The following is a 19,273-nucleotide window of genomic DNA, read 5'->3' as shown; positions in this document are numbered from 1 at the left end:
ATTCGTAACGCCTAAGTGCTTCTTACTTAGGCGTTATTTCTACTCTGTATTTTCTTATCCAGATTCAAACTCTCTCCTGCTGAATAAGATAAGCATGTTGTTTTATATTTGTTGTTGCAGTCAACTTATTTATAAGTACAATGTTCGCTAAATTCCCAACGATGATTTATATGCTTTGATTAACCCCCATACTATCGATTTTAAGAAGGCTTTCTTAGGCCTGACCGCCAGTTTTTTAGTAGTTTTGAGCTTGTTGCTCGTTGATTCAGCGGAAGAATCAGATAAACAGTATGGAATCGAAAACCAAGGCGTGACACGCTCTTTAACGGAGCTCACACAGGTCATAAATGCGCTTGAGTACAACATCACTGCGCTCTACCCACTGCATGGTGACACTTACGTATTCTCGCATGACAAACAGATCGAAGGTGAGACGTGCTACTTCACCAGTGAGGAGCAACATGCCCCTCGTTTTGATTTTATGTTCTCTGGCCCTCGCGAGATGTGCAACCCGAAATCGGACCTTTATGCCGAAGCGGGTAAGCGCTTGTTCATCGCGCCGACCATGGCTTATTTTGCCAATACCATTGATACCATCTCTGCGATTTACTTCATTTCAAAAGAGAAGTTCATCATATCTTCGCCTTCTGACTTTGCCAGTTACATCAAGGGTGACACCTTTGATTCGGTTGTGAATAGCAGGCCTTATTGGGTGAACACGATTCGTTTTGGCTTAGCTCAAGGCCAAGACCAAGTAGTGTATACCGGCCAATATGATGACTACCTGACAGGTCAGAAAGTGGTGACCTTAACCAAAGGAATCTACGTTAATGGCGAATTCAAAGGAGTATTGGGTGTCGATGGCTATGTCTCTAACCTAGTTTCGAATCCTACCCATGGTTATAAAGTCACTAGTACGCGAGGCGCAAACAAATACGGGTTTATGGATTTTACCTATTCCAAGCCTCTGTATGTTGATGACATTAACACCCAGCTATATCTGAGTATTGAAGAAGATAAGAGCGAGCACTTTCTGCATGTATTGGAGATGGAGAAGATTCAGCTTTCGATACTGTTGGTTTTGTATCTGCTCTCGGTTTTATGGTTATGGCGCTTCTATACAAGACAAGAACACCAGCGTTTAAATGACCTCGCAATGCGCGACCCATTAACTGGCTTGCTGAATCGACGTGGTTTTGAAGCTCGATTACTGGCTCAGGATGAAGAGCCGATTATTGGTGTTGGTGTGTTTGATATCGATGATTTCAAAGTCGTTAATGATCAATATGGCCATAAAGTGGGGGACGAGGTGATTTGTCATGTTGCTCAGTTGATGCTGAACAGCGTTAGACAGCAAGATATCGTGGCTCGATTTGGTGGTGAAGAGTTTGTTGTTGCGATTACGGGTGAATCATCAGAGTTGCTTTCGTCGATCTTTGAGCGAATTCAAAACGACATTAGCCTACAGAGTTATCGATGCCCTACGGGTGACAAGATTAGTGTCTCAGTATCTGGTGGCGCGACGCTCTACTCCCTGTATAAGTTCGACAGTGTTGGGCACTTATGGAAAAACCAGAGTATTCGTTCGTCTGATGAGCAGCTCTATAAGGCCAAGGCTGCTGGTAAGAATCAGGTGTGTATTCAGGTGTATTAAGCGCTTTCGTACAAGCTCAAAGCCTAGTCGTTTGACTAGGCTTCTTTTTTGTCTCTAAGGAATTGTGTCTAAGCAATTGTCTCTAAGATATTGCACCTAAGATTAGGATTACTTTTTCACGCGACCTTTTCTCATCCACTTCTGATGAACGCCACGACGCAGGCTTTGGAAGCTGTTTTCCACTTTATCGACACCAAGCAGAATCACTAGCGCCATTAGCGTGATAATGACCGATTGGGAAAGGTGACCAAGTGCGATCATCATACCTAATGCAGCGAGTACCCAGATAATCGCGGCTGAAGTGACACCATGAATCTTTCCATCCAGTGTCATCATTACCCCAGCGCCAAGGAAACCCACCCCAGTAATGATTTGGCCAAGTACACGAGCTTGATCGAGCGTGTTAGGGGAAAGGCTAATCGCCATCGTCAGGAAGAAATAGGTACCGCTGATGATCAGAATCGATGTCCTGATCCCTACCGGTTTACCGCGCGTTTGTCGCTCGATGCCGATTAACGAACCACACAGCATACATACTGCAAGACCTGCCCAGCTAAAGGGGGCAAGGTTGAGAGTTTGTTCTATAAATTGTGTCATATCACCCCTCCTAAAAATTTAGAATAGAGCCGAGTATGCTAATAATAGACCGGACGATCGAACAAAAACTTTTTGCCTTAACGATTGATAAAGATGACGTAAAGTCTAGCAGCCGTCTGTTGTTAAGGTGAAGACCGGTGTCGTGGTCTCAGTCGCTTCTTGATATTCAAGATAGCAGTTATCAGCCTGCTTTTTTCGGCTCGAAGGTGCATAAAGAATAATGCCATCATTCGCGTCTGTGTTGGTAAAGAACCAGTCAGCTCTACCTGTATCCCAAACCGCATCTAAGAAAGTGGATTCGATAAGGTGTGCCCAAGCTTGATCATTCATCGCCGCAGGATAACCGTAAGCCACCAATATATCGTCGCCTTCAACGTTAATCGATGCGCTGACAGCCTTATCTAAGCCTAGTGCTGATGTCTTACCATAAAGCATAGCACTTGCGCCCTCCATTCCGCCTTTCAGGCCATTAAGCGTCGAGATGCGAGCATCGGTTTGAAGGTTAAGGAACTTAGAAGCTGCAGTGACTGACACAATACCTAGAATCACGATCACTACGACTAGCTCGATGATAGTGAAGCCTTTCGAACTGAACTTAAGCGCTTGTCGGGACGTGATTGCTGGTGGAGCAACTGAGGCATTGCGTTTCATTGATACAACTTCTCTATTCAATGTGTAGGTCGAGTGGTGTTTTGCTGCTGCGTCCGCCAATCTCACGGGTTAACTTCGGTACTAGGTAGCCTGAAACCTCAGAGATTAATCCTTTAAAGTGATGTTTCGCTTCTTCATCTGAAATATAGAAATGAGCGGCGCCCTGAACCTTATCAAGTACATGCATATAGTAAGGCAAAATCCCGGCGTCGAATAGCTTTTCGCTTAAATCTTTCAATGAGTTAGCGCAGTTGTTCACACCTTTAAGCATCACGCCTTGGTTGAGAAGAGTCACACCACTTTGTTTTAATTTATAGAAAGCTTGTTTGAGCTCTAAGTTGATTTCATTGGCATGGTTAATATGGCTCACCATCACCACATTGAGATGAGTTTGAGCTAACAATTGGCACAGTTCATCCGTTACTCGAGCGGGAATCACAACCGGTAATCGGCTATGAATTCGAACTGTTTTCACATGTGGAATTTGTTCGATAGCATGAATTAGCCACTCTAGTTCGCTGTCTTTTGCCATCAGTGGGTCGCCACCCGACAAGATGACTTCGTTGATCTCTGGGTGAGCAGCAACATAGTCTAGGCTGGTTTGCCAAACAGACTTCGAGCCCTTGTTATCTTGATAAGGGAAGTGACGACGGAAGCAATAGCGGCAGTTAATCGCACAGCCACCTTTCACAATCATCAGTGCTCGATTTTTATATTTGTGCAGTAAGCCCGGGATAGCGTTCTCTTGCTCTTCTAAGGGATCAGCGGAATAGCCTTGGTGCACTTCAAACTCTTCGCTTAGCGGTAAAACTTGTCGTAACAAAGGGTCGTGCGGGTTGCCTTTTTCCATTCGGTCGACAAAGCTAAGAGGAACCCGAAGCGAAAATAACTCACGAGCAGCGAAGCCTGCTTGCCACGGTGTTGGGTCTATTTCCAATGCCTCAAGCAGTTTTGTCGGGTCAGAGATCGCATTCGATAGTTGTTTGAGCCAGTTTTGCTCAACAGATTCGACTTTTCGGGTTATGATATGCGGCATTGAAATTAACTCAAAGATGTGGAAGAGAAAATCATGGCGTCAGTAAGCACCAATGAATTCAAAGGCGGTTTAAAATTCATGTTAGATAACGAGCCTTGCTCAATTATCGACAATGAATACGTTAAGCCAGGTAAAGGCCAAGCGTTTAACCGTGTAAAACTTCGTAAACTGCTGTCAGGCAAAGTGTTAGAGAAAACATTCAAATCAGGCGAAAGCTTTGAGCTTGCAGATGTTGTTGACGTTGAACTAGGCTACCTATACAACGATGGCGAATTCTACCACTTCATGAACAACGAAACATTTGAGCAAATCGCAGCAGACGTAAAAGCAGTTGCTGACTCTGCAAAATGGTTAGTTGAAAATGACGTTTGTACTCTAACGTTGTGGAATGATAACCCTATCACAGTAACTCCACCAAACTTTGTTGAGATCGCAGTAACAGAAACCGATCCTGGCCTTAAAGGCGACACACAAGGTACTGGCGGTAAGCCTGCAACTCTAGCAACAGGCGCGGTAGTTCGCGTACCTCTATTCATCGCAATCGGTGAAGTTGTTAAAGTTGATACTCGTACTGGCGAATACGTTGGTCGTGTGAAGTAATTTGATTGTGCCCATCTTGTTTTGGATGGCTCAGTACAATGAAAAAGGTCGCTCATGAGCGACCTTTTTTGTATCTGCTTATCAGATATAGCTTAGTAAGCTATTTGTTAGCAAAAAAGTATTTATTTAAGTAGTCATTCAAAGGCATAAATGCAGGGTTTGCCCAAGAGATAAATACAGAAGCAGGATCGCTGTCTAAATCACCAGAAGCAACTTCTCCAGCGACTTTGAACTTAGTCCCTGCTGAACCGATCAACTCGCCGCCACCTTCACTCAGCGTTGGCGAAACTCTGTACTCATACATCAGGCCCAGTAATGAGCCAGGATTTAAATTTGCATTGGTATCTTCATGTATAGGGTCAACAGTGCCATTAGAAATGTCATTACCGTCGTCATCGGTAGTTCTTCCATCATCGGTACATGGATTAGGTGTTCCAAGAGCACGGTGGGTACTTAGTTGACCATTACCGTAATTACACTCGTTAAAACGGAGTGATTCCATACCTGCCGTTGATGCGAGGCCATCTTGAAGGAGTAGCACGACTTTGAAAGCGTCGTAAGAGTCACTTAGTTCAGAACCCAATACATTGTTTTGGTTATCATCGACGTAGTAATCAAAAAGCTGCATCAGTTTTTGGTATGTCGTTGCTTTTTTAGTTTCATCTTTTCCTTCAATTGCGGTGTATACCAATTCCACACCATCAACGATTTGTTTCGCTTGGCTTAGCGTGATAATAAATTGGTCTGCTGCAGTAGAGCCGTCAGGTTCATTAGCCATGATCCCAATAATTAGAGTCTTTTTGTTCAACTGCTTTTGAACATCTTCACTCGCCCAGATAGTAAAGTTTTTTGCTTGGGTCACTACACGTTGGTGCTGCTCATCAGTAATCGATGAGTCTGCTTTTAGTACATAGATACCTTTTTCAAATGCACAATTAGGGACATCTGCAGCTGTTGAGCAATTTTCAATAGATGAATAAACCGTGACTAAAGAGCTTGGTGTAGCAGGTGTCGGCGAAGTGGAAGTAGAAGATTTACTTCCAGATGAGCTATTACAACCGGCAAGTGTTAGTGCCAGTAATGTTAAAAAAATAGATTTCATAATATTCACTAAGTGGATTGTGCTTGTGGTTAATGATTTGTTTTTGTTATCGGTGGCAACAGTATCATTTAGTGAAATGAAGGGATGTAAGTCGGCGTAAGCCTTTGTAAGGGCAGATGCGCGTAAACGAGATGCGAGATACGAAGAGCGGGAAGGGGAGATGCGAGTAAACGGGATTCGAGATACGAAGAGCGGGAAAGGCAGATGCGCGTAAACGGGATTCGAGATACGAAGAGCGGGAAAGGCAGATGAGAGTAAGCGGGATGCGGGATACGAAAAGCAGGAAGATCAGAGCCGAGTCAGAGAGATAAGATATTCAACAAACAACAAAAAAGCAGAGCTGGATAACCTAGCTCTGCTTTCGCTTTTCTGCTCTTAAGCTTTTCGCATCTCGATTACTCGAATCCCGAATCTGCTTTTAGATCATAAAGATGAAAATAACAGACAGTGCGCTGATTAGGCCTGCAACGAAGTAGCAACCCACTTTACCTGCAACGCCGACGTGGAACTTAAGGTCGTGCATGCCGTGGTGAAGACGGTGCATTGCGTGCCACATTGGCAGTGCTAGCGTACCGATGATGAATAGCGCACCGATAATACTGGTGGCAAACTCAGAGACTCGTTCGTAGCTCATTGCATCCGCATCGATAATGCCCATTGGCACTAAGATACCCAGCACTAGGATCGTAATTGGTGTGATCATTGCGAACCAAGTACCGCCAGCGCCGAATAGGCCCCACCAGATTGGTTCATCAGAGCGTTTCGGATTGTGGTTAACATTGTAATTTGTGTTCATAACGAAGCTCCTTACACCACCATCAGAACGATTAAAGAAATAAATGCCACCGCTGCCCACTGGGTCAGTACGATGATTCTTTTATCTACCAATTTGCCTTTAAGGCGGATTGGCATTACTTGAGGCATCATGCTGAAGAAGGTCTGAGCGTGCAGCAAGCTGCCTAGCAGTGCCACGATGTTGATACCAACAACGATAGGGTTAGCCATAAAGCTCAACCAACCAGCCCAAGCTTCAGGACCTTTCACTAGTGCACCCAAACCAAAGGTTAGGAACAGAGTGAATAGAATCAAAGGCAGTACAGTCGCTTCACGTAGCATGTAGAAGCGGTAGAACGGATGGTTGCTCCACCACGTTCTCTTCATCTCACGAACATAAGGCTTACGATTGCTCATATTATGCCTCCTCTGCTGTTTTTACTTGCGATCCGTCTGGCTTGAACATCGAAATAACGAAGTCCATTGAAGACTCAACTTTGCCTTGGTTTACTGCCGCTGCTGGGTCTACTTTCTTCGGACATACGTCAGAACAGTAACCTACAAACGTACAGCCCCAAGCGCCGTTGTCGCCATTGATAAGCTTCATACGTTCAGCTTTACCATTGTCACGGCTATCTAGGTTGTAGCGGTGAGCAAGAGCAAGTGCCGCAGGGCCAATGAACTCAGGGTTTAGACCAAACTGAGGACACGCTGCGTAACACAAACCACAGTTGATGCAGCCAGCGAACTGTTTGTACTTCGCCATTTGCTCTGGAGTTTGGATGTTAGTGCCGTCTTCTGGCTTACGGTCGTTGCCGATGATGTAAGGTTTGATTGCTTCAAGGCGTTCGATGAACGGCGTCATGTCGACAATCAAATCTTTCTCGATTGGGAAGTTAGCCAAAGGCTCAATCTTGAAGCCATTCGGGTAATCACGTAAGAAGCTCTTACATGCCAGTTTTGGCACGCCATCAACCATGATGCCGCAAGAACCACAAATCGCCATACGACAAGACCAACGGTAAGACAGGTCTTTATCTAGGTTGTCTTTGATGTAACCGATCGCATCAAGTACTGACATGGTTTCATCAAATGGAACTTCAAAGGTTTGAAAGTGAGGTTCTGCATCGTGCTCAGGGTCATAACGCAGGATTTCAATTTTTTGGATTCGATTCGCTGACATTATGCTTGCTCCTCTTCGCTCTTCTTCGCATTCTCTTCTGCTGCTTTTTCAGCGGCAGCGGCTTTCTCTGCTGCTTCACCGTATAGACGAGCTTTAGGTTGAGATTTAGTAATCTTAACGCCGCTGTAGTCGATGGTTGGTGCTGCATCTTCGTTGTAGAAAGATAGAGAATGTTTCAGGAAGTTCACGTCATCACGTTCTGTGCAGTTGTCGTCTAGACGTTGGTGTGCACCGCGAGATTCTTTACGAAGGATCGCTGAGTGAACCATCGCTTCTGCAACTTCAAGGCCGTAACCCACTTCGATAGCGTAAAGTAGGTCAGTGTTGAACACTTTGCCTTTGTCTTTAATGCTGATCTTCTTGTAGCGAGCTTTCAGTTCAGTGATTTTGTTGATGGTTTCTTGCATCAAGTCTTCTTGACGGTAGATACCACAACCCGCTTCCATGGTGTGACCCATTTCAGTACGGATGTCAGCCCAGTTCTCATCGCCTTCTTGAGCCAAGATGCCTGCGATGCGATCTTCAACCGCTTTGATTTGCTTAGCGATAGCGTCTTCGTTCCAGCCTTTGAATTCAGCTGCACGTTTCACGGCTTGCTCACCGGCTACGCGGCCAAATACGACGAACTCAGCCAGAGAGTTAGAGCCTAGGCGGTTTGCACCGTGTAGGCCAACTGAAGCACATTCACCAACGGCGAATAGGCCTTTAATGCGAGTTTCACACGTACCGTTAGTTTCAATACCACCCATGGTGTAGTGAACGGTAGGGCGAATTGGGATTGGCTCTTTTGCTGGGTCTACGTTTACGTACGCTTTTGCAAGCTCACAGATGAACGGAAGACGCTCTTGCAGGTACTCTTCACCCAGGTGGCGAAGGTCAAGGTGTACGACATCACCAAGTGGGTGCTTGATGGTGTTGCCTTTCTGCTGCTCGTGCCAGAATGCTTGAGAAACTTTGTCACGAGGACCCAGTTCCATGTATTTGTTTTTCGGCTCGCCCACTGGAGTTTCAGGGCCCATGCCGTAATCTTGAAGGTAACGGTAGCCGTTCTTGTTGACGATGATACCGCCTTCACCACGACAACCTTCGGTCATCAAGATGCCAGTGCCCGGTAGGCCTGTTGGGTGGTATTGAACGAACTCCATGTCACGCAGTGGCACACCGTGGCGATAAGCCATTGCCATACCGTCGCCAGTTACGATGCCGCCGTTGGTATTACAGTGGTAAACACGACCTGCGCCACCCGTTGCTAGAACAACAGATTTCGCTTTAATCGTAACAAGCTCACCTTCAGACATATGAATCGCGATTAGGCCTTGTACTTCGCCATCTTCAACGATCAAATCCACCACAAAGTACTCATCAAATCGTTTGATTGTGTCGTACTTCATCGAAGTCTGGAACAGAGTATGAAGCATGTGGAAGCCGGTTTTATCCGCTGCGAACCACGTTCTTTCTACCTTCATACCGCCGAATCGGCGTACGTTTACTTCACCGTTTTCTTTACGACTCCATGGGCAGCCCCATTGTTCCATTTGGATCATTTCGCGAGTCGAGTTTTCAACAAAGTATTCAACAACATCCTGTTCACATAGCCAGTCGCCACCGCCAACAGTATCGTTGAAGTGGTTATCTAGGCTATCTTCGTCTTTAATTACTGCTGCTGAACCGCCTTCTGCCGCTACCGTGTGCGAACGCATTGGGTAAACTTTAGAAATCAGTGCTACTTCCAATTCAGGATTAGCTTCAGCCGCAGCGATAGCTGTACGAAGACCAGCGCCGCCTGCGCCGATGACTGCGATATCTGTGGTAATTGTCTTCACAGTTATTCTCCAGTGTGATGCGGAGTATTCCGCTTGTTATTATAAAAAGTTAGAGAGCAGTAAACGGCATCAACCGATCATCACCCCTAAGCCTTAAGTGGTAGGTTCAGTGTAAGAGAGGAGGGCGTTTCAAAAATTGATGTATTTAGGTTTTTGCTCCAGTAATGCATATGGAGGCATAGAATTTATAGGTTATGTGACTGCAATCACGGCAATCAATTGTTGATAACGATTAACCCACAGGACTGGTGTTAACGGCTTGTTGAGTATGATTTTCGTTATCAATGTTGATGCGGAGGCTGTATTGATAATTGTATTGTAGAACGTAATTTTCTGGCTTCATTAAAACAACATTTTGCTTTCATCAATAGACAGATAGATGCTTACAAAAGAGACGAAAGGTGGTAATTTTCGTCGCCTAGAATTCAGTGATATGGAACTTGATAATGCACTCCACATGGCAACCAGCCGCAACCATTAAGCAGTTAAAGCAACGTGCTGATATCCTTAATCAAATTCGCCAGTTCTTTACAGAGCGAAACGTGTTGGAAGTGGATACACCAGCCATGAGTCATGCCACGGTGACGGATGTGCATTTGCATACGTTCAAAACTGAATTCGTAGGACCGGGTTATGCGCACGGCCAGCCACTGTTCTTTATGACGAGTCCTGAGTTTCATATGAAACGGCTGTTAGCGGCAGGCAGTGGCTGTATCTACCAAATTTGTAAGTCTTTTCGTAATGAAGAAAACGGTCGTTACCACAACCCTGAGTTCACTATGTTGGAATGGTATCGCGTTGGCTTTGATCATCATGACCTGATGGATGAAATGGATCTGCTGTTACAGCAGGTACTTAAATCAGGTATCGCGGAGCGAATGACTTACCAACAAGCCTTTGTTGATGTGCTTGGTGTGTGTCCACTGGAAGATTCGATGGATACGCTAAAGCAAGCTGCTGCGAAACTAGGGCTCAGCGACATAGCTGACCCGGAACAAGACCGCGATACCTTATTGCAACTGCTGTTTAGTATTGGTGTTGAAGCGAAAATAGGCCAAGACGTTCCTGCCTTTGTGTATGACTTCCCGGCTTCACAAGCGGCGTTAGCTAAGATTAATCCAAACGATTCACGAGTTGCCGATCGCTTTGAGGTGTATTTCAAAGGTATCGAGCTAGCTAACGGCTTTCATGAGTTAGATAAACCACAAGAACAACTGCAGCGTTTTGAAGATGATAATGCCAAGCGTATTGAGATGGGATTATCACCTCAACCGATTGATCATCACTTGATTGAGGCATTAAAGGCGGGCTTGCCAGACTGTGCGGGTGTTGCTTTAGGTATCGACCGTCTGATCATGCTGGCGTTAGGTTATGACCATATTGATGACGTTACGGCTTTTCCTTTCCCGCGTTCTTAGTATTTTGCTTTTGTTTTACTGAGAGTTAATCCGCTGCACTAGCTGACCAGAATACCGGTACCCACTACGGCAACAATGGCACCGATCCAAGCGTAGGCATTTGGTCTCTGCTTGGTGTAAAGCCAGAGTATTGGTAACAACATGATTGGCGTGGTTGAAGATAACAGCGCGACCATGCCGACATTGCCTTCCTGTAACGCATACAAGATCAGCGTCATTCCTACAGCCATCGCTAGAAAACCATTAACTGCAGTAATTGCGAATATCTGCTTATTCATTGGATTAAGTGCGCGTGAAAGTTTGGCGCCTGTTAAGCGAAACAGTGAGTGAGCCACAAAGGCGGTGATCATTCGAATGGCAGAGGCTGCAATTGGGTCAATGCTGGTTTGCATCACGGGTTTAGCAATAATTCCACCTAATGCTTGGCAAATCGCCGCTGTGATTCCTAGCGCAACGCCAATCCACACAGTGCCCTTAATGGTTTCAAGTTGGTTGTTCGCTTGTCCTCGACGACCAAAGAATATTGCGGTTAACACGCCACTAAACACCAATGCCGAGCCAATCAGCTCTACCGAAGTCATGCTTTCGCTAAACAGGAAGTAACCGAGAATGGCCGAGAACACGGCGTGACAAGAGAACAGCAGTCCAGCTTGGCGCGGCCCCATACGGTTCAAACACGCAAATAGGGCGGTATCACCAATGAAGATACCAATTAGGCCTGACAGCATCATAGGTGTCACCAGATCGGCTTCCACACTTGACCAACCACCGGTAAACCAAGCCATGCTTGATAAGATGATCGCGGTACAACCCATTCGCCAGCGACTATAGGCGAAAGAACCTAAGTGTTGAGCAGGCTTCACTGACATTAGGCTCGCAATCGCCCAAAGAAAAGCGGCAGCAAGAGCTAACCATTCGAATCCCATCTGAATAACATCCTTGTGTCTGGGATAAATTAGCTCATCAATATGCATCAAACCGAACTGAGAACAAAGTGATTCTTAATAAAAGCACCGCCTTGCTCCTCAGTTACTGTTTTGTTCCGGTTATCCGTTTCGCTTGTCTGACTAGCGAGGCTTTATACCTTAAAGCGCTCCACGTCTTGGCGCATCGACTCAGCAGCGCTGCTCATTTCATTAGAGCTACTACGACTGCTTTCAGCTTGCTGTGCCAAATCGTCTGAGGCGTCTTTGATTCCTTGCGTATTACGGCTGATATCTTCGCTGACCGCGCGTTGCTCTTCTGCAGCACTGGCTATTTGCAGCGCCATATCGTTGATTTCAGTGATGGCCTGAGTGATCTTAGTTAGGCTGCCATGAGCTTGCTCAGCGAAGCCAACACTGTTCTCTGCTAACTGAGTGCTGGTGGTCATGCTTTCAACGGCATGTTCGGTATTCTTCTGCAGCGTATCAATCATCACGCGGATTTCTTCGGTCGAGCCATGCGTTCTCTGACTTAACACGCGCACTTCATCGGCCACAACCGCAAACCCACGACCTTGTTCACCCGCTCGAGCGGCTTCAATCGCCGCATTCAATGCCAACAGGTTGGTCTGTTCGGCAATGCCTTGAATGGTGGAGAGGATCTGGTTGATGCTTTGAGCATTGCTCTCTAATTCACGAATCACATTGGCGGCATCTTCAACTTGAGTCGCAAGGCCAGTAATCGCATCGCGGTTTTGTTGGATTACCTCTTGGCCTTCGTTACAAGCGGTAGCGGATGCTTGAGAAGCGGATGCCGTTAATTCGGCGTGGCTAGCCACTTCGGCTGCGGTGGCGGACATCTCATGAATCGCGGTCGCAATTTGGTTGATATCGTTTTGTTGATTCTCAACGCTAATCGAAGATTGGGTAGCCAGTTGATTGGCTTTCTCTGCATGATTGTTGAGATCGTGGCTGTGTTCTATCACGCCCTTCAACATGCTTTGCATCTGGCTTAAGAACTGGTTCACAAGCTCGGCAAGTTTACCAATCTCATCCATACGTGTGATATCAATGCGCTGAGTGAGATCGCCTCTGCCTTGAGCGAGCTGCGTTAAGGCTTCAGACAAGGTTTGTAATGGAGAAAGTAGGCGGTTGATCACCATTGTGCTCGCAATCGAAATGACGATGTACAAAATCAAAGAAGTAAGAGCGATGAACTGAATCGCGTCAGATACGGCAGAAAACGCCATTTCTTTATCGATAACAATACCCAGTGACCAATCAGTATTCGGGACATTGGCAATGTAGACCAGTTTATCCCCTTGGCCTGGCCAAGTTAGCGTGGTGATCGTTTGGTCTTGGATCAATTGCGACACTTTGTTTGCAGTGAGTCCTGGGTTCAAACTGGTCAGTGGTTTCTGACTTAGCTCTTCATCCGTGTAGGCAACGATGTTGTTGTTACCATCCACTAAAAACGCAAAGCCATCGTTATCCAGTTTTACATTAAGAACCGTATCAATAATGCTGGTGACGGTTAAGTCTGCTGCGAGGACACCTTGTCTTTCACCGTTGAATGCTTTCGCAAAGCTGATGACAATGCTGCCGTCAAAGTCTTGATAAGGTTCAGTAATGACGAGGTCTGATGTTGCGTTAGCATCTTTATACCAAGGGCGGGTGCGTGGGTCATAGCCTGCTGGCCAATCTTCACCTTTATCGCCATACGCGATAGTGCCATCGCTGAATCCCGCATAAACAGACAAGAATTGCCCAGCTTGTTTGGTGATCAATAACTCGCGGTCAGAATTACTATTGCTTGAAATAGTCGGCTCGTTAGCAAGCATCATATCGCTGCGAGTAGAGAGCCAATCGGCAATATAATTGGTAGTGCCGACACTGACATTTTTCATTTCTTGGTTGATCGCGACTTCAGTCTCTTGAGTCAGTTGATTAACCGATATCCAAGCTTGAGCGCCACTCACGACGGCAATAATGACCGCAATAGCGATCTGAATTTTAAATTTAATAGTATGTCTCAAGGTCCATTCCTCTCTATTAGACAAAAACCTAACTACAGTGACGTACTTGATGGTGAATTAATGTGTCTCTGATGCGTGTATATTGCCGCTGTCTCGGTAGTATTAAACGTGTTTAAAATCAAAAATCTAAAATGAATCATCGTTATTTTTAATAAACCGTGAAGTAGAATCACAATTATCTATCGATCAAAATCGAATAAACCCACCAGATAGCGAAATCACGATTGCTATCTGGTGGGTTGTAGTGAAAAGCTAACGTGCTAGGTGATAATAAGTTAACGCGCTAGGTGATGATAAACAGCGCGAGGTAGACCATTGACAAGCCGACAACTCCTAAGATGATGCCCATCTTCGCCATGTCTTTGCTTTCGATAAGTCCGGTCGAGTAAGCCAGTGAGTTTGGTGGTGTCGATACGGGTAAAATCATACCAAGTGATGCTGAGAAGGCGACCACAACCAGCAAGCCTTGCAGGCCACCAATCGCAACTAGGCTTTCCATAGATGCACCAATCGCAGCGGCTATTGGCATCAGCAAGTTAGCTGTTGCGGTGTTTGACATAAAGTTCGCCATTAGCCAACACACGATAGATAACGTCAGTACCACAGCAGCAGGCGAGAGTGATTCATAGTCAATCGCGTGTGCGAGTGCAGCGGCTAAGCCTGTTTTATCAAGGCCGATACCAATCGCGATACCACCCGCAACCAGCCACAATACATCCCAGTTAATCAGCTTGAGCTCTTCTTTACCCATGATGCCAGTGAGAGTAAAGACAGCCAGTGGAATGATAGACACTACATAAGTGTTCATGCCATGCAGTTTGGTGGTCATCCACAATAAGATGGTCGCAGCGAAGGTGATGTAAACCACAATCGCTCGCCAGCTCTTTCTGAATTGTCCATCGAGCTTGAGTACCATGTTTTTCTGCTTGGAAGGAAAGATTTTCTGAAGAAGGAACCAAGCAATGGTGAGTTGGATGATCACAAAGGGTAAGCCCATCATCATCCAGCTGAGGAAGTCGATGGTGTTTTCACCCGTTAGGTATTGTAATGCGATGGCATTGGGCGGTGTACCGATTGGTGTCGCGATACCACCGGTGTTGGCAGCAATGGGAATGCACAACACGAGCGCTTTGATCCCCATGTCGCCTCTTGGTGCAGAGGCTACGATAGGGCCGAGTAGCGCCAGCATCATTACCGTCGTTGCGGTATTTGACATGAACATTGAGAACACGGCGGTGATCAGCATTAAACCCAGCATGATGAAGCGCGGCTCTGTGCCAAATGGCTTGAGCAGCACTCGAGCTAAGTTGTTATCGAGTTCGTATTTAGATGCCGAGATCGCAAGTGCGAAACCACCCATGAATAGGATGATGATCGGTGACGAAAATGCACCGAATATGTCGGTATATTTGATTAACTCACCGAGATCGTGTCCTGCTGGTGGATTTCTAAACAGGTGTAAGCCTTTATCAGAAATCATTACCAGCTCAAGTGCAATGATCAAAATGGAAGTGGCGAATACCGGAACAGGTTCAAGTACCCACAGTAGAGCTGCCAACAAGAATATCGCCAACAAGCGGTGTTGAATCAGCGTGAGATCATCGATTGGTATTGAATCTATCGGCATGAATAACACACCTAAGGGAATCGCAAAACAAATCAACAGCTTGACCAGAACGCCAACATTGAGTTTAGGCATGTACAAAGACCCTATGAATAAAATATCTTCAAATAGAGTAAGTTATCTGGATTTTTGGTACTTGGAGACGGGTTGTAAAATCGAAAAGTTGTTTAAGGTTTCGACAGTTGTTTTGTTTTTGGTCAATCTTTTTTCTGAGCAATTAGAGGCAAGAGTGAGAAGCAACAGCTGGCTGGGCAGGGGTTGAAGATTGAGGATTGAAAGCTTGGGTTGTTAGAGCTTGACTAGCAAACGAATTGGTAGAGTTAAGAAAAAGGCGCGTTCTTCTCTGATATAGAAAAAGTAACGCGCCTTTAAAACTAAATGAGTTAACTCAAATCGTTAAGCTTGGTCAGTGTTCTCTTTTGAATCAACAGCTTCAGTCTCAACTTCTTTACCAGCAATGTGCGCGAAAGGGGTACCAAGAACAGTTTTCTCACCATTTTGCATCGTGTCGTCAAACTTGATTGCATCTTTAGCGAACAGGTTGATAACGGTTGAACCAAGCTTAAAGCGGCCCATCTCTTCGCCTTTCTTCAAGATGATGGCGTTATTGCCTTGTGCTGGGTAATCCCATTTGTAAACCGAGTTACCGCGCGGTGGCGTGATGGTGCCAGCCCATACTTGCTCGATGCTGCCTACGATCGTTGCGCCAACCAACACCTGTGCCATTGGGCCAAATTCCGTATCGAAGATACAAACGACACGTTCATTACGTGCGAATAGGTTGGGAACGTTCTCTGCCGTTAACGGGTTAACTGAGAAAAGATCACCGGGAACGTAGATCATCTGGCGTAGTGTGCCGTCGCATGGCATATGCACGCGGTGGTAATCACTTGGAGATAGGTAAAGTGTTGCGAATTCGCCGTCTTTAAACTCATCTGCTAGCGCTGGATCACCACCCAATAGCTCGCGAGCTGAGTAGTCATGGCCTTTAGCTTGAATCAGTTGACCGTCAGTAATTGGGCCAAATTGGCTTACACGTGCATCGGCAGGGTGAACAATAACAGACTCACCTTCAGCGATAGGGCGCATGCCATCTTTCAATTCACGCACGAAGAATTCATTGAATGTTTTAAAGTGTTTTGGATCGCTATGCAGAGCTTCATCCATGTTCACTTTGTATTGCTTGATGAACCAGTTGATGATCGCTGTCGTTAAGCCGCCCGCTTTAGCAGACGCAAGTTTGCCGACTAGGCGAGTCAGTCCATGTTGTGGAATCCAGTACTGCAATCCAACTTTAATCTTATCCATTGTATTAATTTTCCAATGCTAATTGTGTTTCAATTAAATCTGTTGATGACGGTTTAGGGCGCGAGATGTTACTTAAATTCGCGCCAATTGTCAGTAAATGCACACATTTGTTCACAAAAACGCGATTAGAGATCGGCTTTTTTGTTGCGTGAATACTGACGGTTATCTTTGTTACTCGCCATGCTTTCAATGATGCGGTGGTAGTTGTCGAAACGTAATCGACTGATCTTGCCGTTTTCTACTGCTTCACGCAGGATGCAACCAGGGTCATCGTTGTGTTTACAGTCGCGGAATTTACAACCGCCTAGGTAAGGCTTGAACTCGATGAAGGCTTCAGTGATTTCATCGGCTTCTAAGTGCCATAGGCCGAATTCACGAACTCCTGGTGAATCAATCAGATCACCCCCAGAAGGGAAGTGGTATAAACGAGCTGCCGTGGTGGTATGCTGGCCAAGGCCAGAGTTCTCAGAGACTTCGCCTTCTTCAATGTCTAGCGTTGGCATCAATGCATTCACTAGGCTTGATTTACCCACACCTGATTGACCAACAAAGATGTTGATACGGTCTTTAAGTTCAGCTTCCAGCTCTTTGATGCCGTAGCCAGACTCTTTACTCACGAACATCACTTTGTAGCCGATCTTCTCGTACTCTTTCAGTGTTTCACGGTATTCAGCAATCTGCTCATCAGTCAGCAGATCGACCTTGTTCAGCACAACAAGCGGCGCGATGTTCACTGTTTCTGAAGCAATTAGGTAGCGGTCGATAATATTAAGTGATAGCTCTGGTAGCACAGCCGATACGATAACCATTTGGTCAACGTTCGCAGCAACCGGCTTTAGGCCATCGTAGTAATCAGGGCGAGTCAGCATTGAAGTTCTCGGTTCAACCGCTTCCACAACGCCAGAAATGCCGGCCATGGATTCTAAGCCTGCTCGCCAAGTCACTCGGTCACCAGAAACTAAAGTCTCAATACTACGGCGTAAGTTACAACGATGAACTTCGTTCGTTTCAAGATCTTCGATATCAGCATGTTGGCCAAAGCGCGTAATCACGAGTCCGCTTTTGGTTCCACCAAGCATGTTTTCATCCCACTGGATAGAATCTTCTTTCTTGAGTCGCTTGTTCTGGTTGCTACGTACACGACGTACTTGACCTTTGGTTAACTTCTTTTTTTTAGCCACAATTTTTCACTTAACACATCTAACTTGATGATTGGGAACTCAAACAGGATGTTGCTGGTACCACGTGATTTCGATGGTCCTAAAGCTAGTTTGAGTATAGTTATTTGGGTATAGTACCTCTTTTACACATAAACAAATAGGCAGCGCCTTATGTCCTTTAGCGATCAGAACCTTATTTGGGTTGATCTAGAGATGACAGGACTTGATCCTGAAACTCATAAAATCATTGAAATTGCGACTATCGTTACTGATAGTGAGCTTAACATCCTGGCTGAAGGACCTGTTTTGGCTATTCACCAACCTCAGAGTGAATTGGACAAGATGGATGAGTGGTGCACAACGACTCACACCGGCAGCGGCCTAGTGAAGCGAATTCAAGAAAGCACGGTTTCAGAGCAAGATGCCATTCAACAAACGATTGAATTTCTTGAAAAATGGGTGCCAAAAGGTAAGTCACCTATTTGTGGTAATAGCATTGGCCAAGACCGTCGTTTCTTATACAAGCATATGCCAGAGTTGGAAGAGTACTTTCACTACCGCTATGTTGACGTAAGCACTTTGAAGGAGCTGACTCGCCGTTGGAAACCTGAGGTGCTAGATGGTTTTTCTAAGTCGGGAAGTCACCTTGCGTTAGACGATATTCGAGAGTCCATCGCTGAGCTGCAGTACTACCGAAAAACGATTATTAACATCTAGTCGGATGAAATGATCACGTTTATCTAACTTTTCAGGGACATAAGAGTCGTTTTTTTTGCAAATCTGTGTGCTTTTACAGCAGTTGAGTAAAAAGTTTCGTAATTTTGCATTAAGGACTTGCATCACAAAAAAATGCTCTTATAATTCGCAGCCCTGAACGGCGAAAGACGTTTTCAGTTTGCGATACTAGCTCAGTTGGTAGAGCGCAACCTTGCCAAGGTTGAGGTCATCGGTTCGAACCCGATGTATCGCTCCAATTTGTAGGTTACGGCGAAAGCGGTAATCGAAAGGTGAAAGACCTTTTATAATGCGATACTAGCTCAGTTGGTAGAGCGCAACCTTGCCAAGGTTGAGGTCATCGGTTCGAACCCGATGTATCGCTCCAAATTAGCCTTTTAAAGGCAAGATTCATTGACTTAAACAATGCATTCGGACGCGGGATGGAGCAGTTTGGTAGCTCGTCGGGCTCATAACCCGAAGGTCGTCGGTTCAAATCCGGCTCCCGCAACCACATTACAGTTAGGCGCTATCTGTTGCCCAAGGCAGTAAGAGCAGCGATTAACTAATGCGATACTAGCTCAGTTGGTAGAGCGCAACCTTGCCAAGGTTGAGGTCATCGGTTCGAACCCGATGTATCGCTCCAAATTAGCCTTTTAAAGGCAAGATT

General features: G+C 45.7%; 17 protein-coding genes and 4 tRNA genes. 8 read left to right on the top strand and 13 right to left on the bottom strand.

From position 1 onward, the window contains the following. The first annotated feature begins 175 nt into the window (after positions 1 to 175). Positions 176 to 1,654, top strand: a complete 1,479-nt coding sequence (locus tag ATB74_RS18065; protein ID WP_061019344.1) for a sensor domain-containing diguanylate cyclase — start codon at positions 176 to 178, stop codon at positions 1,652 to 1,654. A gap of 108 nt (positions 1,655 to 1,762) precedes the next feature. On the opposite strand, the gene ATB74_RS18060 is transcribed toward ATB74_RS18065, so the two are convergent. From ATB74_RS18060 to epmB, 3 genes are all read right to left on the bottom strand, one after another. After that, positions 1,763 to 2,251, bottom strand: a complete 489-nt coding sequence (locus ATB74_RS18060; RefSeq protein WP_048607785.1) for an MgtC/SapB family protein — start codon at positions 2,249 to 2,251, stop codon at positions 1,763 to 1,765. Positions 2,252 to 2,356: 105 nt separating this feature from the next. Further along, positions 2,357 to 2,902, bottom strand: a complete 546-nt coding sequence (locus tag ATB74_RS18055; protein ID WP_061019343.1) for a prepilin-type N-terminal cleavage/methylation domain-containing protein — start codon at positions 2,900 to 2,902, stop codon at positions 2,357 to 2,359. Positions 2,903 to 2,915: 13 nt separating this feature from the next. Beyond that, a complete protein-coding gene (gene epmB / locus ATB74_RS18050; RefSeq protein WP_061019342.1) occupies positions 2,916 to 3,938 on the bottom strand; it encodes an EF-P beta-lysylation protein EpmB in 1,023 nt (340 codons plus the stop codon). 33 nt (positions 3,939 to 3,971) lie between these two features. On the opposite strand from epmB, the gene efp reads away from it, so the two are divergent. Next, positions 3,972 to 4,538: an elongation factor P gene (gene efp / locus ATB74_RS18045; RefSeq protein WP_048661402.1), complete on the top strand. Its 567-nt coding sequence runs from the start codon at positions 3,972 to 3,974 to the stop codon at positions 4,536 to 4,538. Positions 4,539 to 4,638: 100 nt separating this feature from the next. Here efp and ATB74_RS18040 read toward each other — a convergent pair whose 3' ends face one another. From ATB74_RS18040 to frdA, 5 genes are all read right to left on the bottom strand, one after another. Then, entirely contained in the window at positions 4,639 to 5,640 is a 1,002-nt protein-coding gene (locus ATB74_RS18040) for a hypothetical protein (protein WP_061019341.1), read from the bottom strand. A 418-nt stretch (positions 5,641 to 6,058) separates the two neighbouring features. Beyond that, a complete protein-coding gene (frdD, locus tag ATB74_RS18035) occupies positions 6,059 to 6,436 on the bottom strand; it encodes a fumarate reductase subunit FrdD (protein WP_009847918.1) in 378 nt (125 codons plus the stop codon). Positions 6,437 to 6,447: 11 nt separating this feature from the next. After that, a complete protein-coding gene (gene frdC / locus ATB74_RS18030) occupies positions 6,448 to 6,831 on the bottom strand; it encodes a fumarate reductase subunit FrdC (protein WP_061019340.1) in 384 nt (127 codons plus the stop codon). A 1-nt stretch (position 6,832) separates the two neighbouring features. Beyond that, positions 6,833 to 7,597 (bottom strand): succinate dehydrogenase/fumarate reductase iron-sulfur subunit, encoded by a 765-nt coding sequence (locus ATB74_RS18025; RefSeq protein ID WP_009847917.1) that lies wholly within the window; start codon positions 7,595 to 7,597, stop codon positions 6,833 to 6,835. Next, on the bottom strand, positions 7,597 to 9,420 hold the full coding sequence (frdA, locus tag ATB74_RS18020; protein WP_017108666.1) for a fumarate reductase (quinol) flavoprotein subunit: 1,824 nt from the start codon (positions 9,418 to 9,420) through the stop codon (positions 7,597 to 7,599). Before frdA ends, ATB74_RS18025 begins: the two co-directional genes overlap by 1 nt. Positions 9,421 to 9,866: 446 nt before the next feature. Here frdA and epmA point away from each other — a divergent pair, with 446 nt between their 5' ends. After that, on the top strand, positions 9,867 to 10,838 hold the full coding sequence (gene epmA / locus ATB74_RS18015) for an elongation factor P--(R)-beta-lysine ligase (RefSeq protein WP_061019339.1): 972 nt from the start codon (positions 9,867 to 9,869) through the stop codon (positions 10,836 to 10,838). A 38-nt stretch (positions 10,839 to 10,876) separates the two neighbouring features. Here epmA and ATB74_RS18010 read toward each other — a convergent pair whose 3' ends face one another. The 5 genes from ATB74_RS18010 to rsgA form a co-directional block, all read right to left on the bottom strand. Continuing rightward, positions 10,877 to 11,764 (bottom strand): DMT family transporter, encoded by an 888-nt coding sequence (locus tag ATB74_RS18010; RefSeq protein WP_016799445.1) that lies wholly within the window; start codon positions 11,762 to 11,764, stop codon positions 10,877 to 10,879. Positions 11,765 to 11,916: 152 nt separating this feature from the next. Beyond that, entirely contained in the window at positions 11,917 to 13,797 is a 1,881-nt protein-coding gene (locus ATB74_RS18005; protein ID WP_061019338.1) for a methyl-accepting chemotaxis protein, read from the bottom strand. A gap of 283 nt (positions 13,798 to 14,080) precedes the next feature. Beyond that, positions 14,081 to 15,496, bottom strand: a complete 1,416-nt coding sequence (locus ATB74_RS18000) for an SLC13 family permease (RefSeq protein WP_060983125.1) — start codon at positions 15,494 to 15,496, stop codon at positions 14,081 to 14,083. A 321-nt stretch (positions 15,497 to 15,817) separates the two neighbouring features. Beyond that, positions 15,818 to 16,729, bottom strand: a complete 912-nt coding sequence (asd, locus tag ATB74_RS17990) for an archaetidylserine decarboxylase (protein WP_061019336.1) — start codon at positions 16,727 to 16,729, stop codon at positions 15,818 to 15,820. 125 nt (positions 16,730 to 16,854) lie between these two features. Further along, positions 16,855 to 17,910 carry a small ribosomal subunit biogenesis GTPase RsgA gene (gene rsgA / locus ATB74_RS17985; protein WP_048663217.1) on the bottom strand — a complete coding sequence of 352 codons (1,056 nt, stop codon included), beginning with the start codon at positions 17,908 to 17,910 and terminating at the stop codon, positions 16,855 to 16,857. 150 nt (positions 17,911 to 18,060) lie between these two features. Here rsgA and orn point away from each other — a divergent pair, with 150 nt between their 5' ends. From orn to ATB74_RS17960, 5 genes are all read left to right on the top strand, one after another. Beyond that, a complete protein-coding gene (gene orn, locus ATB74_RS17980; protein WP_010434065.1) occupies positions 18,061 to 18,606 on the top strand; it encodes an oligoribonuclease in 546 nt (181 codons plus the stop codon). 180 nt (positions 18,607 to 18,786) lie between these two features. Further along, positions 18,787 to 18,862, top strand: a tRNA-Gly gene (locus ATB74_RS17975). Between the two features lie 53 nt (positions 18,863 to 18,915). Next, positions 18,916 to 18,991: transfer RNA gene (locus tag ATB74_RS17970), tRNA-Gly, on the top strand. Positions 18,992 to 19,040: 49 nt separating this feature from the next. Continuing rightward, positions 19,041 to 19,117: transfer RNA gene (locus ATB74_RS17965), tRNA-Met, on the top strand. A gap of 56 nt (positions 19,118 to 19,173) precedes the next feature. Continuing rightward, positions 19,174 to 19,249, top strand: a tRNA-Gly gene (locus ATB74_RS17960). Positions 19,250 to 19,273 lie beyond the last annotated feature (24 nt).

The sequence above is a fragment of the Vibrio splendidus genome, from assembly GCF_001557875.1.
GTDB lineage: Bacteria > Pseudomonadota > Gammaproteobacteria > Enterobacterales > Vibrionaceae > Vibrio > Vibrio splendidus_F.
This window is presented reverse-complemented; position numbering and strand designations above follow the sequence as displayed.

Excerpts from the sequence above, each read along its gene's own strand:
- asd (WP_061019336.1), bottom strand. The coding sequence starts at position 16,729 with ATGGATAAGATTAAAGTTGGATTGCAGTACTGGATTCCACAACATGGA.
- ATB74_RS18055 (WP_061019343.1), bottom strand. The coding sequence starts at position 2,902 with ATGAAACGCAATGCCTCAGTTGCTCCACCAGCAATCACGTCCCGACAA.
- ATB74_RS18040 (WP_061019341.1), bottom strand. The coding sequence starts at position 5,640 with ATGAAATCTATTTTTTTAACATTACTGGCACTAACACTTGCCGGTTGT.
- frdC (WP_061019340.1), bottom strand. The coding sequence starts at position 6,831 with ATGAGCAATCGTAAGCCTTATGTTCGTGAGATGAAGAGAACGTGGTGG.
- efp (WP_048661402.1), top strand. The coding sequence starts at position 3,972 with ATGGCGTCAGTAAGCACCAATGAATTCAAAGGCGGTTTAAAATTCATG.
- ATB74_RS18000 (WP_060983125.1), bottom strand. The coding sequence starts at position 15,496 with ATGCCTAAACTCAATGTTGGCGTTCTGGTCAAGCTGTTGATTTGTTTT.
- ATB74_RS18060 (WP_048607785.1), bottom strand. The coding sequence starts at position 2,251 with ATGACACAATTTATAGAACAAACTCTCAACCTTGCCCCCTTTAGCTGG.
- epmA (WP_061019339.1), top strand. The coding sequence starts at position 9,867 with ATGCACTCCACATGGCAACCAGCCGCAACCATTAAGCAGTTAAAGCAA.
- ATB74_RS18025 (WP_009847917.1), bottom strand. The coding sequence starts at position 7,597 with ATGTCAGCGAATCGAATCCAAAAAATTGAAATCCTGCGTTATGACCCT.
- epmB (WP_061019342.1), bottom strand. The coding sequence starts at position 3,938 with ATGCCGCATATCATAACCCGAAAAGTCGAATCTGTTGAGCAAAACTGG.
- frdD (WP_009847918.1), bottom strand. The coding sequence starts at position 6,436 with ATGAACACAAATTACAATGTTAACCACAATCCGAAACGCTCTGATGAA.
- orn (WP_010434065.1), top strand. The coding sequence starts at position 18,061 with ATGTCCTTTAGCGATCAGAACCTTATTTGGGTTGATCTAGAGATGACA.
- ATB74_RS18010 (WP_016799445.1), bottom strand. The coding sequence starts at position 11,764 with ATGGGATTCGAATGGTTAGCTCTTGCTGCCGCTTTTCTTTGGGCGATT.